Source organism: Pseudarthrobacter sp. P1 (assembly GCF_050156935.1).
Taxonomy (GTDB): domain Bacteria; phylum Actinomycetota; class Actinomycetes; order Actinomycetales; family Micrococcaceae; genus Specibacter.
Window position 1 is genome coordinate 2,008,850 of the sequence record NZ_CP189584.1, and the last position, 14,133, is coordinate 2,022,982.

Annotated in this window: 13 protein-coding genes and 1 pseudogene; 3 read left to right on the top strand and 11 right to left on the bottom strand. The window is 68.3% G+C overall.

Features of this window, described 5'->3' with window-relative positions; translation table 11 throughout:
- Positions 1–66 precede the first annotated feature (66 nt).
- Complete coding sequence (locus ACQCSX_RS09470; protein ID WP_427018733.1) at positions 67–1,230, top strand: FUSC family protein; 1,164 nt, start codon at positions 67–69, stop codon at positions 1,228–1,230.
- A 90-nt stretch (positions 1,231–1,320) separates the two neighbouring features.
- Here the strand turns inward: ACQCSX_RS09470 and ACQCSX_RS09475 are convergent, their stop codons facing one another.
- The 6 genes from ACQCSX_RS09475 to ACQCSX_RS09500 all read right to left on the bottom strand — a co-directional run bounded on the left by ACQCSX_RS09475 (position 1,321) and on the right by ACQCSX_RS09500 (position 8,562).
- Complete coding sequence (locus ACQCSX_RS09475; RefSeq protein WP_427018734.1) at positions 1,321–2,361, bottom strand: LacI family DNA-binding transcriptional regulator; 1,041 nt, start codon at positions 2,359–2,361, stop codon at positions 1,321–1,323.
- Positions 2,362–2,402: 41 nt separating this feature from the next.
- Positions 2,403–3,287, bottom strand: a complete 885-nt coding sequence (locus tag ACQCSX_RS09480; protein WP_427018735.1) for a glycerophosphodiester phosphodiesterase family protein — start codon at positions 3,285–3,287, stop codon at positions 2,403–2,405.
- A 7-nt stretch (positions 3,288–3,294) separates the two neighbouring features.
- Positions 3,295–5,070: an ABC transporter permease gene (locus ACQCSX_RS09485; RefSeq protein ID WP_427018736.1), complete on the bottom strand. Its 1,776-nt coding sequence runs from the start codon at positions 5,068–5,070 to the stop codon at positions 3,295–3,297.
- A gap of 17 nt (positions 5,071–5,087) precedes the next feature.
- On the bottom strand, positions 5,088–6,164 hold the full coding sequence (locus tag ACQCSX_RS09490) for an ABC transporter ATP-binding protein (RefSeq protein WP_427018737.1): 1,077 nt from the start codon (positions 6,162–6,164) through the stop codon (positions 5,088–5,090).
- 70 nt (positions 6,165–6,234) lie between these two features.
- Positions 6,235–7,305, bottom strand: a complete 1,071-nt coding sequence (locus tag ACQCSX_RS09495; RefSeq protein WP_427018738.1) for an extracellular solute-binding protein — start codon at positions 7,303–7,305, stop codon at positions 6,235–6,237.
- Positions 7,306–7,569: 264 nt separating this feature from the next.
- Positions 7,570–8,562, bottom strand: coding sequence for an LLM class flavin-dependent oxidoreductase (locus ACQCSX_RS09500; protein WP_427018739.1), 993 nt, complete (start codon positions 8,560–8,562; stop codon positions 7,570–7,572).
- 104 nt (positions 8,563–8,666) lie between these two features.
- Here ACQCSX_RS09500 and ACQCSX_RS09505 point away from each other — a divergent pair, with 104 nt between their 5' ends.
- Positions 8,667–8,978: a hypothetical protein gene (locus tag ACQCSX_RS09505; RefSeq protein WP_427018740.1), complete on the top strand. Its 312-nt coding sequence runs from the start codon at positions 8,667–8,669 to the stop codon at positions 8,976–8,978.
- Positions 8,979–9,058: 80 nt separating this feature from the next.
- Here the strand turns inward: ACQCSX_RS09505 and ACQCSX_RS09510 are convergent, their stop codons facing one another.
- The 4 genes from ACQCSX_RS09510 to ACQCSX_RS09525 all read right to left on the bottom strand — a co-directional run bounded on the left by ACQCSX_RS09510 (position 9,059) and on the right by ACQCSX_RS09525 (position 12,520).
- Positions 9,059–10,135: an NAD(P)-binding domain-containing protein gene (locus ACQCSX_RS09510; RefSeq protein WP_427018741.1), complete on the bottom strand. Its 1,077-nt coding sequence runs from the start codon at positions 10,133–10,135 to the stop codon at positions 9,059–9,061.
- A 174-nt stretch (positions 10,136–10,309) separates the two neighbouring features.
- Positions 10,310–10,747, bottom strand: coding sequence for a DUF2809 domain-containing protein (locus ACQCSX_RS09515; protein ID WP_427018742.1), 438 nt, complete (start codon positions 10,745–10,747; stop codon positions 10,310–10,312).
- A 121-nt stretch (positions 10,748–10,868) separates the two neighbouring features.
- Complete coding sequence (locus tag ACQCSX_RS09520) at positions 10,869–11,117, bottom strand: SCO4226 family nickel-binding protein (RefSeq protein ID WP_427018743.1); 249 nt, start codon at positions 11,115–11,117, stop codon at positions 10,869–10,871.
- A gap of 140 nt (positions 11,118–11,257) precedes the next feature.
- Positions 11,258–12,520 (bottom strand): Y-family DNA polymerase, encoded by a 1,263-nt coding sequence (locus ACQCSX_RS09525; protein ID WP_427019020.1) that lies wholly within the window; start codon positions 12,518–12,520, stop codon positions 11,258–11,260.
- 169 nt (positions 12,521–12,689) lie between these two features.
- Here ACQCSX_RS09525 and ACQCSX_RS09530 point away from each other — a divergent pair.
- Positions 12,690–12,944: pseudogene (locus ACQCSX_RS09530) on the top strand (RHS repeat-associated core domain-containing protein); the annotation flags it as partial.
- 161 nt (positions 12,945–13,105) lie between these two features.
- Here ACQCSX_RS09530 and ACQCSX_RS09535 read toward each other — a convergent pair.
- Positions 13,106–14,116: a glycoside hydrolase family 68 protein gene (locus ACQCSX_RS09535; RefSeq protein ID WP_427018744.1), complete on the bottom strand. Its 1,011-nt coding sequence runs from the start codon at positions 14,114–14,116 to the stop codon at positions 13,106–13,108.
- Positions 14,117–14,133 lie beyond the last annotated feature (17 nt).

The window sequence follows — 14,133 nt, forward strand, 5'->3', positions numbered from 1 at the left end:
TCCTAGAGAGTATCCTCACATCCTTCACATCTATTTTACTTATGAAATAGATTGTAGAATGGAGCCATGTCCTCGCCTACCCAGACCACCAGCGCCCCCGGAAGCCGCCTAGCCCACCAGGTCCAGGCCCTGGCCCATCCCTTCTCCGGCCATGCCTGGCGCTCGGCCTTTACCGTGCGTCGCGTCTCCGGCGGCATCGCCCCGGCCGTTCGGGTGGGCATCGCCGCCGGGCTGATGCTGGTGCTCGGCGGATGGGCCGGCCAGCCGCAACTGGCCGGGATCGCGTCACTGGGAGCCTTGGCCTCCGCATTCAGCGGCAGCCAGCCGCTGCCGCTGCGCGCGCGGCATCTGGCACTTGTGGGCACCGCCCTGGTCCTGTCCACCGGGCTCGGGGCCGCCATGGGCGCGCCCGGCCTGCCGCTGGCGGTCCAGGTGGCGGTGCTGTCGTTGCTTGCCGGCGCGGGCGCACTCGTGTTTTCCGCCTTCACCATCACCGGCCCGGGCGCCGTCATCCTGGTCTTTGCCGCGTCCGCCGGTGCCGGCTTCACCCACCAGTCGCACCAGCCCCCGCTGGTGGCATTGGCCGTGGCCGCCGCCGCGCTCGGAGCGGTGGTTGGCTGGCTGGTGGCGATGTCGCCTGCCCTCGCCCGGACACCGCGGCCCGATGAACGGCACCAGGTCTTCAGCGAGGGCCTCGCCAGCCTGCGCAACTGTGGCTTTATCCACCAGGCGATCAGGCTGGCCGGCGCTTCGGCACTGTCGGGCTGGATCGCCGCCGCGGCGGGCCTGGACCACCCGCTGTGGGCCTCGATGGGCGCCGTCGCTGCCCTCCAGAGCCTAAACTTCGCCACCACCGTCCAGCGCAGCATCCAGCGTCTGGTGGGCAATGTGCTGGGCGGACTGGTGGCGGCCGGGCTGATCCTGCTGCAGCTGGATTTCTGGCCCACCGTGGCCCTGGTGGTCCTGTTCCAGATGGCGGCCGAGATCCTCGTGGTGCGCAACTACATCCTCTGCACCCTGGCCGTGACACCGATGGCACTCCTGATGACCGGGCTGGGCAGCCAGCTGGGTCCGAACGCCGCCCTCAGCCGGATGGCCGACACCCTGGTGGGCGTAGTGCTGGGCGTGCTGGTCTGCGCCGTGACAGTGTCGCGCACGGACCGCCACCACGCCCGCCTTCCAGCACCGGCGGGCACGACGCTGGAAAGCACGACGGCGGCCCGGGCCTAGGCTGCCAAACCGGCCAGGTCCGCGCGGCCCGGCAACCTGCCGCCGCCGGGCGCACCGGCAACACCGGAAACACAGGCCGCAGCCGGGTGCCTATCGGGGCGGCGGCGGGGCCAGCGTGCTCCCGGGGACAAAGACACCGGGATAGAGCTCATGGCGCACGGGCGCGGAGCGGTCGCGCATCAAGTCCGCCAGGACCTCCAGCGCCCGGCTGGCCACCGCTTCCACGGGGATGCGGAGCGTTGCCAAACCCAGCAAGTCCAGGCCCAGGCCCGCACCGTCGCAGCCGGTGACCGACACGTCGCCCGGAACATCCAGGGACGCGGCCCGGGCGTGGCGCAGAAAGGCCACGGCCCGCGCGTCGTTGGGGAACATCGCGGCGGTGACCCGGCGCTCCTGCACGAGCCCGACGATGTCCTCGTTTCCCTCGTCGGTGGTGCCGAATTTGTCCGCCGCCACCCGGACCACCTGGATGCCGTGCCCCTCCAGCCGCGCCGCCATGGACGTCCCCCGCCGGTTTTCCGCCGTTGAGACGGCGGATCCCGTCACCAGCACCGCCACCGCCCGGTGGCCAACGGCGGCCACCGCATCGGCAAGGATGGCACCGTTGGTGTCTTCGTCGTAGGACACGCCGTAGATTCCCGGATGGTCCTCCACCCGGCCCACCGACACCACGGGAACGCTCTCCAGGAACGGCTCCAGGTCGCGGGCCTTGATGACTCCGGTGGAGACCAGCAGGCCACCAACCCGCAGCCCCAGCAGCCTCCGCAGCGCCGCCAGTTCATCCTCGGCCGCCTCGGCCCAGTGCGGGACCGCCGTGACCAGCTGCAGTCCCTGCGCGCTCGCCGCGGACTGGATCTGCGAGTGCAGCAGTCCATAGGCCGGGTTCCGCGGATCGCGCAGGAGCAGGCCCACCAGATCCGAGGACCGGGTGGCCAATCCGCGGGCCATCATATTGGGCACATAGCCCAGCTCGCGGACGGCGTTGAACACCTTTTCGCGCGTCGCCGCGGAGACCGGCGGATGGCCCACCAGCACGCGCGACACCGTGGCGCGGGAGACCCGCGCCAGCAGGGCGACGTCGTCCATCCGCACCTTGAGCGGTTCAAGGGTGGCGTGGTCCGGCTCAGCCATGGGAGCCACCGGCGGTCTGTGCACTGTTCACCCGACCCAACCTAGCGTGCCGCCATGGCTGCAGGCGTGCCACGAACTGTCGCGGTGGCGTTCCGGTACGGGACAAGCATCCCCGGCCAGTCCGTCTGGATGATGTCGGCGCCATGGGTGATGAGCCGCCCCCAGCCGGCGTCGGGTCCGGTGAGGACGGATGTTTCATCGTCCCAGCCGCAGAACAGCGGAACGCCATTGCTCAGGTTGATCGCGTTGAGCAGGGCAAAGATGCCGCGGCCATGGAGCCAGCGCACATAGTCCGGCGCGGCGAACTCGTGGTCCGCAGAATCGGGCAGCAGCTCCATGCCCACCGTGTTCACGTCGGCCGCCCCCAGGACCTGCAGGACCTCCGCATGCGAACGCACCATCGGCGCGTAGGGGTATTTCACCCCATGGGCGGCCAGCAGGCCCAGGTACTCCTCGGTGACCGGGGACTTGAGCACCTTGGCCCCCGGCGTCTGGAACCGGTCCAGGTAGGGCAGCAGGCGGGGCCAGAACCACCAGGACCTGTCCACGTTGAAGAGTGCCTCCGGATGGGCCGAAAGCACCTCGGCCAGGGTCGCGACGCCATACGGCTCGCTCCCGCTGGCGGCCCAGCGGTACTGCAGACCCCTGATCTGGGCGCTGTCCATGGTCCGGATGTTCTCCCGGAGGCCAAAGTGCATGCTTTCGTAGCCATCGTGGAAGAGGAAGAACTCACCGTCGGTGGATTCCACCACGTCGATTTCGACCATCTCGGCGCCCTGCCGCAACGCCGCCGTCACCGCCGGCAGGGTGTTTTCCACCACGCATCCGAGTCCGGTTCCCCGGTGCACCGCCACGAGCGGGCGCCGGCCGGTGAATGCCGCGTTGAGCGGGGCATTGATGTCTGCGAACTTCTGCTGTCCAAACATGTCTCTCCTAGACCTTCTGCAATTGCTTTTCGGGTGCGGGCGCCGGTGCGGGCGCCGGCGCCGCCGCGGCCGCCGAATCCCGGGTGCGGGCCTGCTTTTTCTTCCTCTTGCCGGCACCCCGGCCGTAGACCAGCCACATCGTGGTTCCCGTGATGACCATCAACAGCACCGTGTAGACGAACGTCAGCGCCGTGGCGTCGGTGAGCGTGTCCTCGCCGGTGGCGTTCTTGATCACGACGCCGAGCGGCTGGTAGAGGGGATGCGCCAGGAATACGGCGGTGTCGTACTCGTCGAGGAGGTTGTTGAAATTCAGCGCCGCGATCGCCGCCGCCGTCGGCGCCACAATGGGCAGCAGCACGCGGCGGAAGATGGACAGCGGTCTGGCACCCAGGATTGCCGCCGCGTCCTCCAACTGGTCCGGCACGCCGGCAAAGGCGGCCTTGAGCATCCGCAGGGTGAAGGGGATCTTCCCGATGATGTAGGCGATCGCCAGGATCGCCACCGTGCCGGTCAGCACCACATCGCCCACCAGCCACTCGGGATGGTCGAAGGCCACGATCAGCCCCAGCGCAATCAGCGTGGACGGCAGGATCCAGGGAAGGTGCAGCACGTATTCGAGCACCACTGTGATGCGGTTCCTGAACTTTTGCACCATCCGCGCCACGAAGATCAGCCCGGCCACCACCACCACGGAGGCGACGGCGCCGTAGCCAATGCTGACCAGGAACGGCCAGAAGGCGGCGTAGTCGGTGAACACCACGGCATAGTTGCGCAGCGTGAAGCTGTCCCAGCCCAGCGTCCCGCTGGTGATGGCTGAGGCATTGGTGAAGGAAAAGAGGACAATCAGCAGCGGCGGAACCACGTACATGGCCAACAGGGCATAGGCCACGGAATGGACGACGGCGTTGGCCACCTTGTTCTCGATCCGCTGCTTCTGCATCACCGCCGACACCTTGGACACCGCAAAGTAGGTGCCGCCCTTTTCAAGCCGGTTCAGCACGGCCAGCAGGACGATGGTGGACACGCCCAGCACCATGGCCAGCGTGGCCGCGAGATCCCGCGACGACGGCGCGTTGGCGAAGGTGAGGATCAGGGGCGTGATGGTTTGGAAGCTGGTGCCGCCGAGGACCTGAGGCGCGGCCAACGCCCCCAGCCCGCCCAGGAAGGTCAAAATGGTGATCGCAAAGATCATCGGCTTGAGGGTAGGCAGCACCACGCGCCACAGCACCGTCCAGGCGGAGGCGCCCATCATCTTGGCCGCCTCCACGGTGTGGAAGTCCACCCGTGCCAGCGCGTTGCCCAGAAAGAGCAGGTGGTGTCCCGTGCCGGCCAGGGTCATGACAAAGACCACCGCCGCCATCCCGGTGAACCAGGCCCTGTCCATGCCGGGAAACACCCCCGCAAGGGCATTGGTGACGAACCCATGTTCGCCGTAGATGATCTTGTAGCCGGCCACCTGGACGATGCCGCCGTAGACCAGCGTGGTGGCGTAGCCGGTCCACAGCAACTTGGCGCCCTTGACGTCAAAGTAGCGGGTGGCCAGCACAATGAAGATGCCCACAATGTTCACGCTCACGGACAGGACCGCCGCCAACAGGAAGCTGTTGCGCAGCGACGCCATGGCGCGCTCGGAGGATGCCAGCCGTTGGAAGGCGCGCAGCGAGAATCCCGATTCGGGGAAGAACACCGTGCCCAGCAGCCGCAGGTTCGGATAGACCAGGAACGTCGCCGAGAACCAGAGCACCACCAGGGTAACCACCACAAAGAGCGGGGAGCGGAGCATGCGCCGGGCCGAGCCGTTCACAGCCCGGCCCCCGCATACTGCAGGACATCGCTGGAGTCGATGGCCACCTCCACGGCGTCGCCGAGGCCAAAGCCCGGGTGCCCGTGCTCCTGGATGATGCCCTTGAACAAGCCGCCGGCCGCCTCCACCTTGTAGCTGCTGTACACGCCGTGGTACTGCTTCGAGCGGACGACGCCGGGGAGCACCGCCCGCCCGGCGGCCGCGGCAGGTCCGTGCCCGCCGACCCCGGCGGCCGCGGCAGGTCCGTGCCCGCCGGGAACCGTGATGCGGGTCTTTTCGATGCGCACATAGGACTCCCCCTCCGCATCCAGCAAGGCGGCGCCGGCGGACCGCAGCGCCCCGAGGGACCCCGGCGTCAGACGGTTGACCTCGCCAATGAAATTGCAGACAAACTCCGTGGCCGAGGCGTTGTAGACCTCCGCCGGGGTGCCCACCTGCTCGATGCGGCCATGGTTCATGACGGCGATCCTGTCGCTCATGGTGAGGGCTTCGTCCTGGTCGTGGGTGACGTAGACGGTGGTGATGCCAAACTGCTCCTGCAGCTCCTTGAGCTGGATGCGCAGCTGGTGGCGGAGCTTGGCGTCCAGGTTGGACAGCGGCTCGTCCAGCAGCAGGATCTTGGGGCGCAGCACCAATGCCCGGGCGATGGCCACCCGTTGCTGCTGACCGCCGGAGAGCTCGGCCACACCCTTGGCCAACTGGTCAGTGGTCAGGTTCACGGCCGCCGCGATCTCGGCGACGCGGCGGGCCGACTCTACCCTGGCGACGCCGGAGACCTTCAGACCGAAGGCGATGTTGTCCTCCACCGACATGGTGGGGAACAGGGCGTAGTTCTGGAAGACCATGCCGATCTCCCGGCGCCGGCTGGGCAGGTTGGTCACGCGCTTGCCGTCGATCCACACGTCGCCGGCGGCCGGCTGGATGAAGCCGGCCAGGGTGCGCAGGGCGGTGGATTTTCCGCAGCCGGAGGGACCGAGCAGCGTAAAGAACTCGCCCTCCTTGATGGTCAGGTTGAAGCCGGGGAGGGCATGGAAACCGTCAAAAGTGACGTCAATGTTGTCGAAGGTGATCATTTCAATCCTTTGGGGCCGTACGGAACGCTGACACTCGCCACGCCGCTGGGTTGCGGCGCCTCGCGGTTTCCTACTTCCGGTACTCGAGATCGATCTTTTCCACCCAGGCATCAATGTTCTTCGCCACCAGGGCCCAGTCGATGCTTTGCCGGCTGAACGAATCGGTGGCCTTGATGGCATCCTGGTTCGCGGTGGCGGCGGCCTTGGTGTTGGTGGGGGCGGTGAAGAACTTCACCGACCACTGGGCCTGGACGTCGGCGCTGCCAAACCAGTCAATGAACTTCTTGGCGGTTTCGTGCTTCCTGGAGCCCTTGACCAGGGCAACCTGCTGGACCGCGAACGGCACACCGACGAACGGCCGTGCCGCCTCGGTCTGGATCCCGTACTGGGCCTCGCGGCTTGCCTTGCCGGCCAGCCACATTTGGCCCGCATCCACCGTGCCGGCCTTCATCCGGGCATACAGGTCTTCGCCCTTGACGGCGAGGCTGCCGTTGGCGAAGTAGTCCTTGACGGCGGTCCACCCGTCCGCGCTGATGCCCAACTCGCCCTGGGGGTCGGCATAGCGGGACAGGATGCCGGCAAGCACCATCTGCGTCGTGGCGCCACCGAGCGACGTCGGCACCTCGTAGCGGCCCTTGAAGGCATCCTTGCGCCACAGATCCGTCCAGTCCGCGGGGGCCTGGTCGGCGCTGGCATAGGCGCCCTTGTTGAAGACGAGCATGATGGGCTCGCGCACAATCGGCCAGAACTGCTTGTCCGCATCGCCCAGGGACGCGTCCACGTCGCCGGCCCAGGACGGCGTGTAGGCCTCCAGGACCTTCTGGGCCTTGAGCTTCTCGAGGTAGACATTGTTCAGGCCGAAGGTCACGTCGGCGACGGGGTTGTTCTTTTCGGCGGAGAGCCGGTTCATCACATCTCCCCCGCCCAGGTCCACCAGGTTGAGCGTGAAGCCCGCCTCCGAAGCCTTCTGCTTGAGCCACTCGCCGCGCCCGTCGGAGACGGAGTTGCTGTAGATGACCAGCGACTCGTTGGTTCCCGCTGATTGGCCGGCGGGTGAGGTGGCCGGCGGAGTGCAGGCGGAAAGCAGCACGGTGCTGGTCATGGCCAGGGCCATGCCGGAGATGAAATTACGGCGCTTCATGGATGCTCCATCTGGATTCAGGGGCGTGCGCCCTCGCGGCACACGGCTCGATGAACGCGCTTTCATTCCTCGGCGGAGTGGATCCTCGTCCCCTGGAAATCCGTGCCGCAGCGAATGATCGCGCTTTCATTCCGACTGTGGCCCACCGTCATGTCATGGATCAAAACGCCAGATGAACGGCACCCCAACTCTGCCGCCCCGGCAGGGGGCGGCAGAGTTGGGGCGCCGGAGTCAGGGATGCGGGGCTGCCGCGGCGGCCCCGGCCTAGGCGGCAGTGCCCGCCAGCTCCATCGCACCGGCCAGCAGTTCGAAGCTGCGCAGCCAAGCAGTACGCTCGGTGATCTGGGTGGCCACGATGAGCTCGTCGGCCTGGGCCAGCTCGGCAAAGTCCGCCAGGTAGCCGCGCACCGTCTCCGGCGCGCCGACGGCGGCATAGCGCACCATGTTCAGCACCTGCTGGCCCGCCGGGGATTCCAGCAGGAGGTCCGCCTCGGCGTCGGTGAACGTGCGCCCGCCGCCAACCATCGCCGCAACCCGGCGGCGCTTGGCGGCCAGGAACAGCCGCTGCGCCTCCTCGTCGGTGTCGGCGGCAATCACGTTCACGCCGGCGATCACGTACGGCTCGGCCAGATGCGCCGACGGCTGGAAGTCGCGGCGGTAGATCCGCACCGCATCCTCGAGCGCCTGCGGGGCAAAGTGGCTGGCGAAGGAGTACGGCAGGCCCAGCGCCGCGGCCAGCCGCGCGCCGAACAGCGAGGAGCCGAGGATGTACAGCGGCACCTTGGTCCCCTTGCCCGGGTACGCGTTCACGCCCGCGATGCGGGTGTCGCCGTCGAAATAGGCCGCCAGCTCCTGCACATCCTGCGGGAAGGTGTCAGCGGCCATCGGGTCCCGGCGCAGCGCGCGCAGCGTGTTCTGGTCGCTGCCCGGTGCCCGCCCCAGACCCAGGTCGATGCGCCCCGGGTGCAGGGTCGCCAGCGTGCCGAACTGCTCCGCAATCTGCAGCGGCGAGTGGTTGGGCAGCATGATGCCGCCCGCGCCGAGCCGGATGGTCTGGGTGTGGGCGGCCACGTGCGCGATCAGCACGCTGGTGGCCGAGGAGGCGATGGTGGGCATGTTGTGGTGCTCGGCAAACCAGATCCGCCGGTAGCCCCACTGCTCCGCACGCTGCGCCAGCTCCACACTGGCCCGAAAGCTTTCCGCGGGGCCGCCGTCGCCCACGTGGGCCAGGTCAAGGATGGAGAGCGGGAGAGTCATGGGTGTGGCCTTTCAACGCAGAATCCGTGCGACGCTGTGGCGTGCACATTAGGGCCAACCCCGCGGGTGCAGCGGATATTTCCGCCGCTGGCTAGACTTCCACCATGGACTGGCTGTGGACGATCCTGACCATTGCGGGCCTGGTGGCGCTGGCCACCGGCGGCATCGTGCTGATGCAGCGCGGCCTGGACAAGCCCGGCGCGCGCGACAGCATGGGCACGCTGGCCGGTGCCATCACGGGCATCGAGGGCCTGGTCAATCCAGGCGCCGCCAATGCCCGGGCGGAGATCGAGGAGCAGACGCGCCAGCGCGCCCCCATTCCCAGCGCCGGCGACGGCCTCAGAGGTGTGAAGATCACCCTCGACGACGACGGCGTCCCCACCAAAATAGTCATCCCCCCTCCCCCGCCCAACTAGGTGACACTTGTGTCACATTCAGGGGTCGCGAACATGCGATAGCTGTCACCCAGTTGGGCGGGCGCGGCGGCAGCGGAGGGTCAGGCCACGGGTTGCGGCATGGCGGCCAGGCGGCGCATGGCCTCGACGGCGGCGGCCCGGCCGGCGCGGGTGGCGCCCAGCGTCGAGGCGGAGGCGCCGTAGCCCACCAGCAGCAGCCGCGGCTCCTTGGGCACCTTCACCCCGTCCATCAGGATCCCGCCACCGGCCTCGCGCAGCTTCAGCGGCGCCAGGTGGTCCAGCGAGGCCCGGAAGCCCGTGGCCCATAGGATGGCGTCCGCGTCATAGGAAGTCCCGTCGGCGAACACCACCTTGTCCACGTCAAGGTGGTCGATGCCGCCGCGGGAGACCAGGACGCCGCCGTCGATCCCGCGCTGGTATTCCTCGATCAGCGGGATCCCCGTGGCGGCCACGACGCTCAGGGGCGGCAGGCCGGCGGCCGTGCGCTCGTTGACACTGCGCTCCACGTCCCGCCCCCACTCGGGGTCGAACACGCGGGTGGTGAATTCCGGCACCCTCCGGGTGGACCATGCGGTGTCGACGCCGGCAGCGGCCAGCTGCAGCAGGAACTGCACGGCCGACGTGCCAGCGCCCACCACCAGCACGCGCCGGCCGGCAAAATCGGCCACCGAACGGAAGTCGTGGGTGTGCAGCTGCATCCCTGCGAACCCCTGCTGCCCGGGGTAGTGCGGCCAGTACGGCTTGTCCCAGGTGCCGGTGCCGTTGATGACCAGCCTGGTCTCAAAGTCCCCCGCATCCGTCTCCACCACCAGCGCCGATTCGCCGTCGTCCGGATCCAGCGGACGGACGGCGCGCACCTTCACCGGGCGCTGCACGGGGAGGCCGAAGGTGTCCTCATAGCCGCCGTAGTAGCGGGAGACGACGGCGGAGGCCGGCTCGTGCCGGTCCGGCTCGCCCAGCTTCATCCCCGGCAGGTCGTGGACGGCATGGGCGGCGCCGAGGGTGAGCGAGGGCCAGCGGTGCCGCCAGGCCCCGCCGGGACCGGCGTTGACATCGAGCACCACAAAGTCCCGCTCGGGCTCCAGCCCGCGCTGGGCCAGATAATAGGCCGCGGACAGCCCGGACTGGCCGGCACCGATCACCACTGCGTCAAGCACGATTCCTCCTGAACCGGCGCCCGGTCCGGGCGCCATGTACAAGAACTGTTTGCAGCCGCCGCATATTCCGCCGCCCGGCAGCGGCCGGGCGGCGGCGTGGGATCCCGTGCCGTCCAGCGCACCACGGCGTTCGGTGCAGGGGCTACGGGGTGGGCAGCAGCGGGAAGATCGTCATCACAGCCGGTTAGCAAATCCGTTCCGGGCGCGGGACCGGGCCACGCCGTCGGCCGCGACCGCACCTGCCGCCCCGGCGGCATAGGCCACCAGGTCCAGCGCCGAGAACGTGGTGCCCAGCAGCAGGCGGAACGGCGGGAACGCGGCGGCCAGCCCGGCCGGCACCCCGGTGAGCTGGGCCAACTCGATCCCGGCGCTGGCGGCGAAGGCCACCGCACCAAGCACCATGCTCCGCAATCGTGGCCACAGGACGCCCAGCACCACCAACACCATCGCCGGGTAGAGCGCATCGGCGGCAAAATCTGCCACCGGCCCGCGCCCCAGATAGTGCACAGCCAGCCCCGCCGCCAGCACGGCCGCGCCTGCACCGGCCAGCAGCAGCCGGCGCTGCGTTGTCCCCCTCAGGCGCCTCCCCCATGGTGGCCGCCAACCGGCCACCCCCAGCCTACGGGCCAGCCATCTGAGGAGCGCAGCCACTTGGGCACAGCGCGAGGCGGCGGCGGCACCAACAATGGTGCCGCCGCCGCCCTTTACCAGGGATGGGTCTGTGGGTTGGCGCTCAGACGGAGAGCGGGACCGGATGGACTTCGTCAGCGGGGTGTCCGGTGCGCTCGTGGATGCGCCTGACGGCTTCGCCGTCGGGGGCCTCCGAGAGGCAGTACACAATGCCTGACTCGGGGTCGCCCCAAGCCTGCTTGAAGACGACACCTTCTTCGGCCTGGATGGCCACGTCGGCCGCGTGGGCGGCCTTCAAATCATCGGCCGAGATGCCGACCATATTGTGATGCACGTCCATGAATTCGGGCATGACTACCTCCAACTGGAACGCGTGCGGGTAGATACAAGGCCAGCTATACGCCGCCCCTGAAGGGTTGTCAACGGATCGGGCTGTCACAATCGCTGCGGGCTGATCGCCGGTGCATCAGGGCCCGGACGGGGCGCCACGCCCTACGCCCGGACCACCGGCAGCTCGGCCCATTCGGTGGTGTAGCGGGGCGAGGAATGCTCGCGTTTCATGGACCATTGCGGCGGCTCGGCCAGCCCGCCCAGGCCCAGTCCAATGGCCGCGGCACCGAACTTGGTCCGCACGCTGCCCATCAATCCGCCCAGCTCCAGCTTCTCGCGCTCGTCCACGAAGAGGTCCAATGCCTCCTGCCCGGCGGCCGGCTCCAGCCCGCTGAACATGACACCGGCGCGCAGATAGGGGGCGCCGGGGACCGCGTTTTCCCGCACGGCCGCCACCGCTGCACGGGTCAGCAGGATTGGATCCTGCGTGGCCGCCGGCAGGCGCACGGTGACGGAGGGGAAGCTGGCCACGCCGGCCGCGAAGCGGCTGGTCCCGGCGGTGACTGTCATCGCCGTCGTGCGCAGCCCCTCGGCGCTGAGCCGGGCCGCGCCGCGCTGGGCATAGATCGCCATCACCTGCTCCATCCCCTCCACCGTGGTGACGGGCGTGGAGAAGCTGCGCGAGAACATGATCTGCTGCTTGTCCGCGCGCTCCTCGGTGTGCGGGATGCAGGCCGTGCCATTGAGCTCCAGGACGGTGCGCTGGAGCACCACGGAGAACTTCTTGCGGATCAACAATGGATCCGCGGCCTTGAGGTCCGCCACGGTGTCGATGCCCATCGCGGCCAGCCGGTCCCCCGTGCGGCCACCCACGCCCCACAGCCCCGTGGCCGGCACCCGCGACTGGATGGCCGCCACATGACCGGGCGGCATCGAATCCAGCGCGCACACGCCAGCCAGCGCCGGGTTCTGCTTGGCGATCCGGTTGGCGAACTTGGCCAGCGTCTTGGTCGAGGCGATGCCCACGCAGACCGGAACCCCCACATACCGGGCCACCGCCGCGCGGATCTTCGCCCCGGCGTCGCGCAGCTGGGCCTCATCCCCCACCAGCCCCACAAAGGACTCGTCGATGGAGTAGACCTCCTGCCAGGTGCCGAACCGGCCCACCACCTCCATGACGCGGGCGCTCATGTCGCCGTAGAGCTCATAGTTGCTCGAGCGCGCCACCAGCCCCCAGGCCTTGGCCATCGGCGCCACCTGGAACCACGGCGCCCCGGTGGCGATGCCCAGCTCCTTGGCCTCGGCCGAGCGCGCCACCACGCAGCCGTCGTTGTTGGAGAGGACGACGACGGGGCGGCCAGCCAGCCTGGGGTCGAAGACCCGCTCGCAGGAGACGTAGAAGTTGTTCACGTCGACCAGGGCCATGCGGTCCCTGGCGGACGGTGCCGGATCCGTGCCATCCACCGCAGCCACCGCCTAGAACAAAGTTTCGAATGATCCATGCTAGCACCGGCCCTTGGCGCGGCCCGATCCATAGATCCGGGGCGTGAATGCGACCGGGCCACGGGTCGAGCAGATCGACGTGGCTGGGGTCGTGCTGTTCTACCAGCACGACCACTACGGGGCCACCCGCCTCCTCACCCACGCCGCCGGCGCGGTTGCCGCGACCTTCAGGCACGACGCCCACGGCACTCTGACCGGCCACACCAGGGCGCCCGACACCGGCCTGTACTACTTCCGCGCCCGCTGGTACGACCCCCAAACCATCCAATTCATCAGCGCCGACCCCCTCGCCTCCCCCACCCATGCCGTCTACACCTACGCCAACAACCCCATCAACCTGATAGTCCCACTCGGGCTGTGGAGCTGGAACACAATGGACTGGTCTGATCAGGAATGGGACGCTGTCTGGGCCGTCGCCGGAGCAGCAGCTTTCGGAGCCGCCGTTGCGACATTACTGATGACATCAGGGGGTGCGGCTGCCGTGGTTACCCGTGGGCATGGAACTCCTCATGCGTTGGTATGGTCAGGCCCAGTCGTGGGCTCGGCTCCGTTGGCGGTGCTGGTGGTCGGGGCCGTGGTCAGGTGGCCGCGCTCGGGATCCCAGTGGACCGGGAGCGGATCCGAGACGACGCCGTCGAAGGAGCCGTCGCTGTTGGCATCATGGCAGGCCATCATTATCAATTGGCCGGCCCGGTCTTGGATGAGGCGCCCGCTATAGAGCGGCGCCGTCGTGACGACGGCCGCTGATGCGACGTTGTAGGGTCCGCTGATGTGGTCTGTTTCCAGGCTCCAAATCCCGCCGCCGCCGAATCCTTCTGCCTTCCGGGCCGAGAGCGTGTCCACGCCGCAGGAGAACAACAGGACGGTGCGGTCGTCTATAACCGTAGTCTGGGGGACTTCGAGGTGCCCGAAGCCGGCCCCCGGCTGGCTGAGGGGCGGCCGTACCTCCCAGGTTTCCAAATCGGTCGATACGGCGTGGCCGATGACGCCGCGGTTGTCGGCGTCTCCGGTGTTGGCCCTGGCGGTGATCAGCATGTGCCACCCTTCCCCGGCCGGGTCCGCAAACACCCAAGGGTCCCGCCAGGCCTCTTCCGGCCAGGTCGAATCGCCGTATTTTTCATACCAGCGCCCGTCTGCTTCAATCACGAGGGCCGGGTGCTTGGTCCAGGTGTGGAGGTCGGGGGACGTTGCGACGCCGATGGCTTCGATGTTGTGTGTTTCGTAGAATCGGGCCCCCGTGTAGAACATCCGCCAAATTCCGTCGGGACCTTGGAGCACGCTGCCGGTCCAGGTCGAGGTGGCGTCAAAAGCCTCCGGGTCATCGGGCTGAAGGACGACGCCGTGGCAAACCCAGCTACTCAGATCCTGCGAGGTGGCATGCCCGATCCGGGCATTGCGGTGCCGAAGCGCAGGGTCACCCAGACTCTTGGGAGCGTGGAGATAGTACATGTGGAACGTGGAGCCGTCGTCGGCAAGCCAGAAGTCCCATACCCAGGAGTCCTGGAGACTGAAAACCAATGAAATACACCTCTCTG

Coding starts and splice junctions, on each gene's coding strand:
- ACQCSX_RS09470 (WP_427018733.1), top strand. CDS start 67: ATGTCCTCGCCTACCCAGACCACCAGCGCCCCCGGAAGCCGCCTAGCC.
- ACQCSX_RS09475 (WP_427018734.1), bottom strand. CDS start 2,361: ATGGCTGAGCCGGACCACGCCACCCTTGAACCGCTCAAGGTGCGGATG.
- ACQCSX_RS09480 (WP_427018735.1), bottom strand. CDS start 3,287: ATGTTTGGACAGCAGAAGTTCGCAGACATCAATGCCCCGCTCAACGCG.
- ACQCSX_RS09485 (WP_427018736.1), bottom strand. CDS start 5,070: ATGCTCCGCTCCCCGCTCTTTGTGGTGGTTACCCTGGTGGTGCTCTGG.
- ACQCSX_RS09490 (WP_427018737.1), bottom strand. CDS start 6,164: ATGATCACCTTCGACAACATTGACGTCACTTTTGACGGTTTCCATGCC.
- ACQCSX_RS09495 (WP_427018738.1), bottom strand. CDS start 7,305: ATGAAGCGCCGTAATTTCATCTCCGGCATGGCCCTGGCCATGACCAGC.
- ACQCSX_RS09500 (WP_427018739.1), bottom strand. CDS start 8,562: ATGACTCTCCCGCTCTCCATCCTTGACCTGGCCCACGTGGGCGACGGC.
- ACQCSX_RS09505 (WP_427018740.1), top strand. CDS start 8,667: ATGGACTGGCTGTGGACGATCCTGACCATTGCGGGCCTGGTGGCGCTG.
- ACQCSX_RS09520 (WP_427018743.1), bottom strand. CDS start 11,117: ATGCCCGAATTCATGGACGTGCATCACAATATGGTCGGCATCTCGGCC.
- ACQCSX_RS09525 (WP_427019020.1), bottom strand. CDS start 12,520: ATGGCCCTGGTCGACGTGAACAACTTCTACGTCTCCTGCGAGCGGGTC.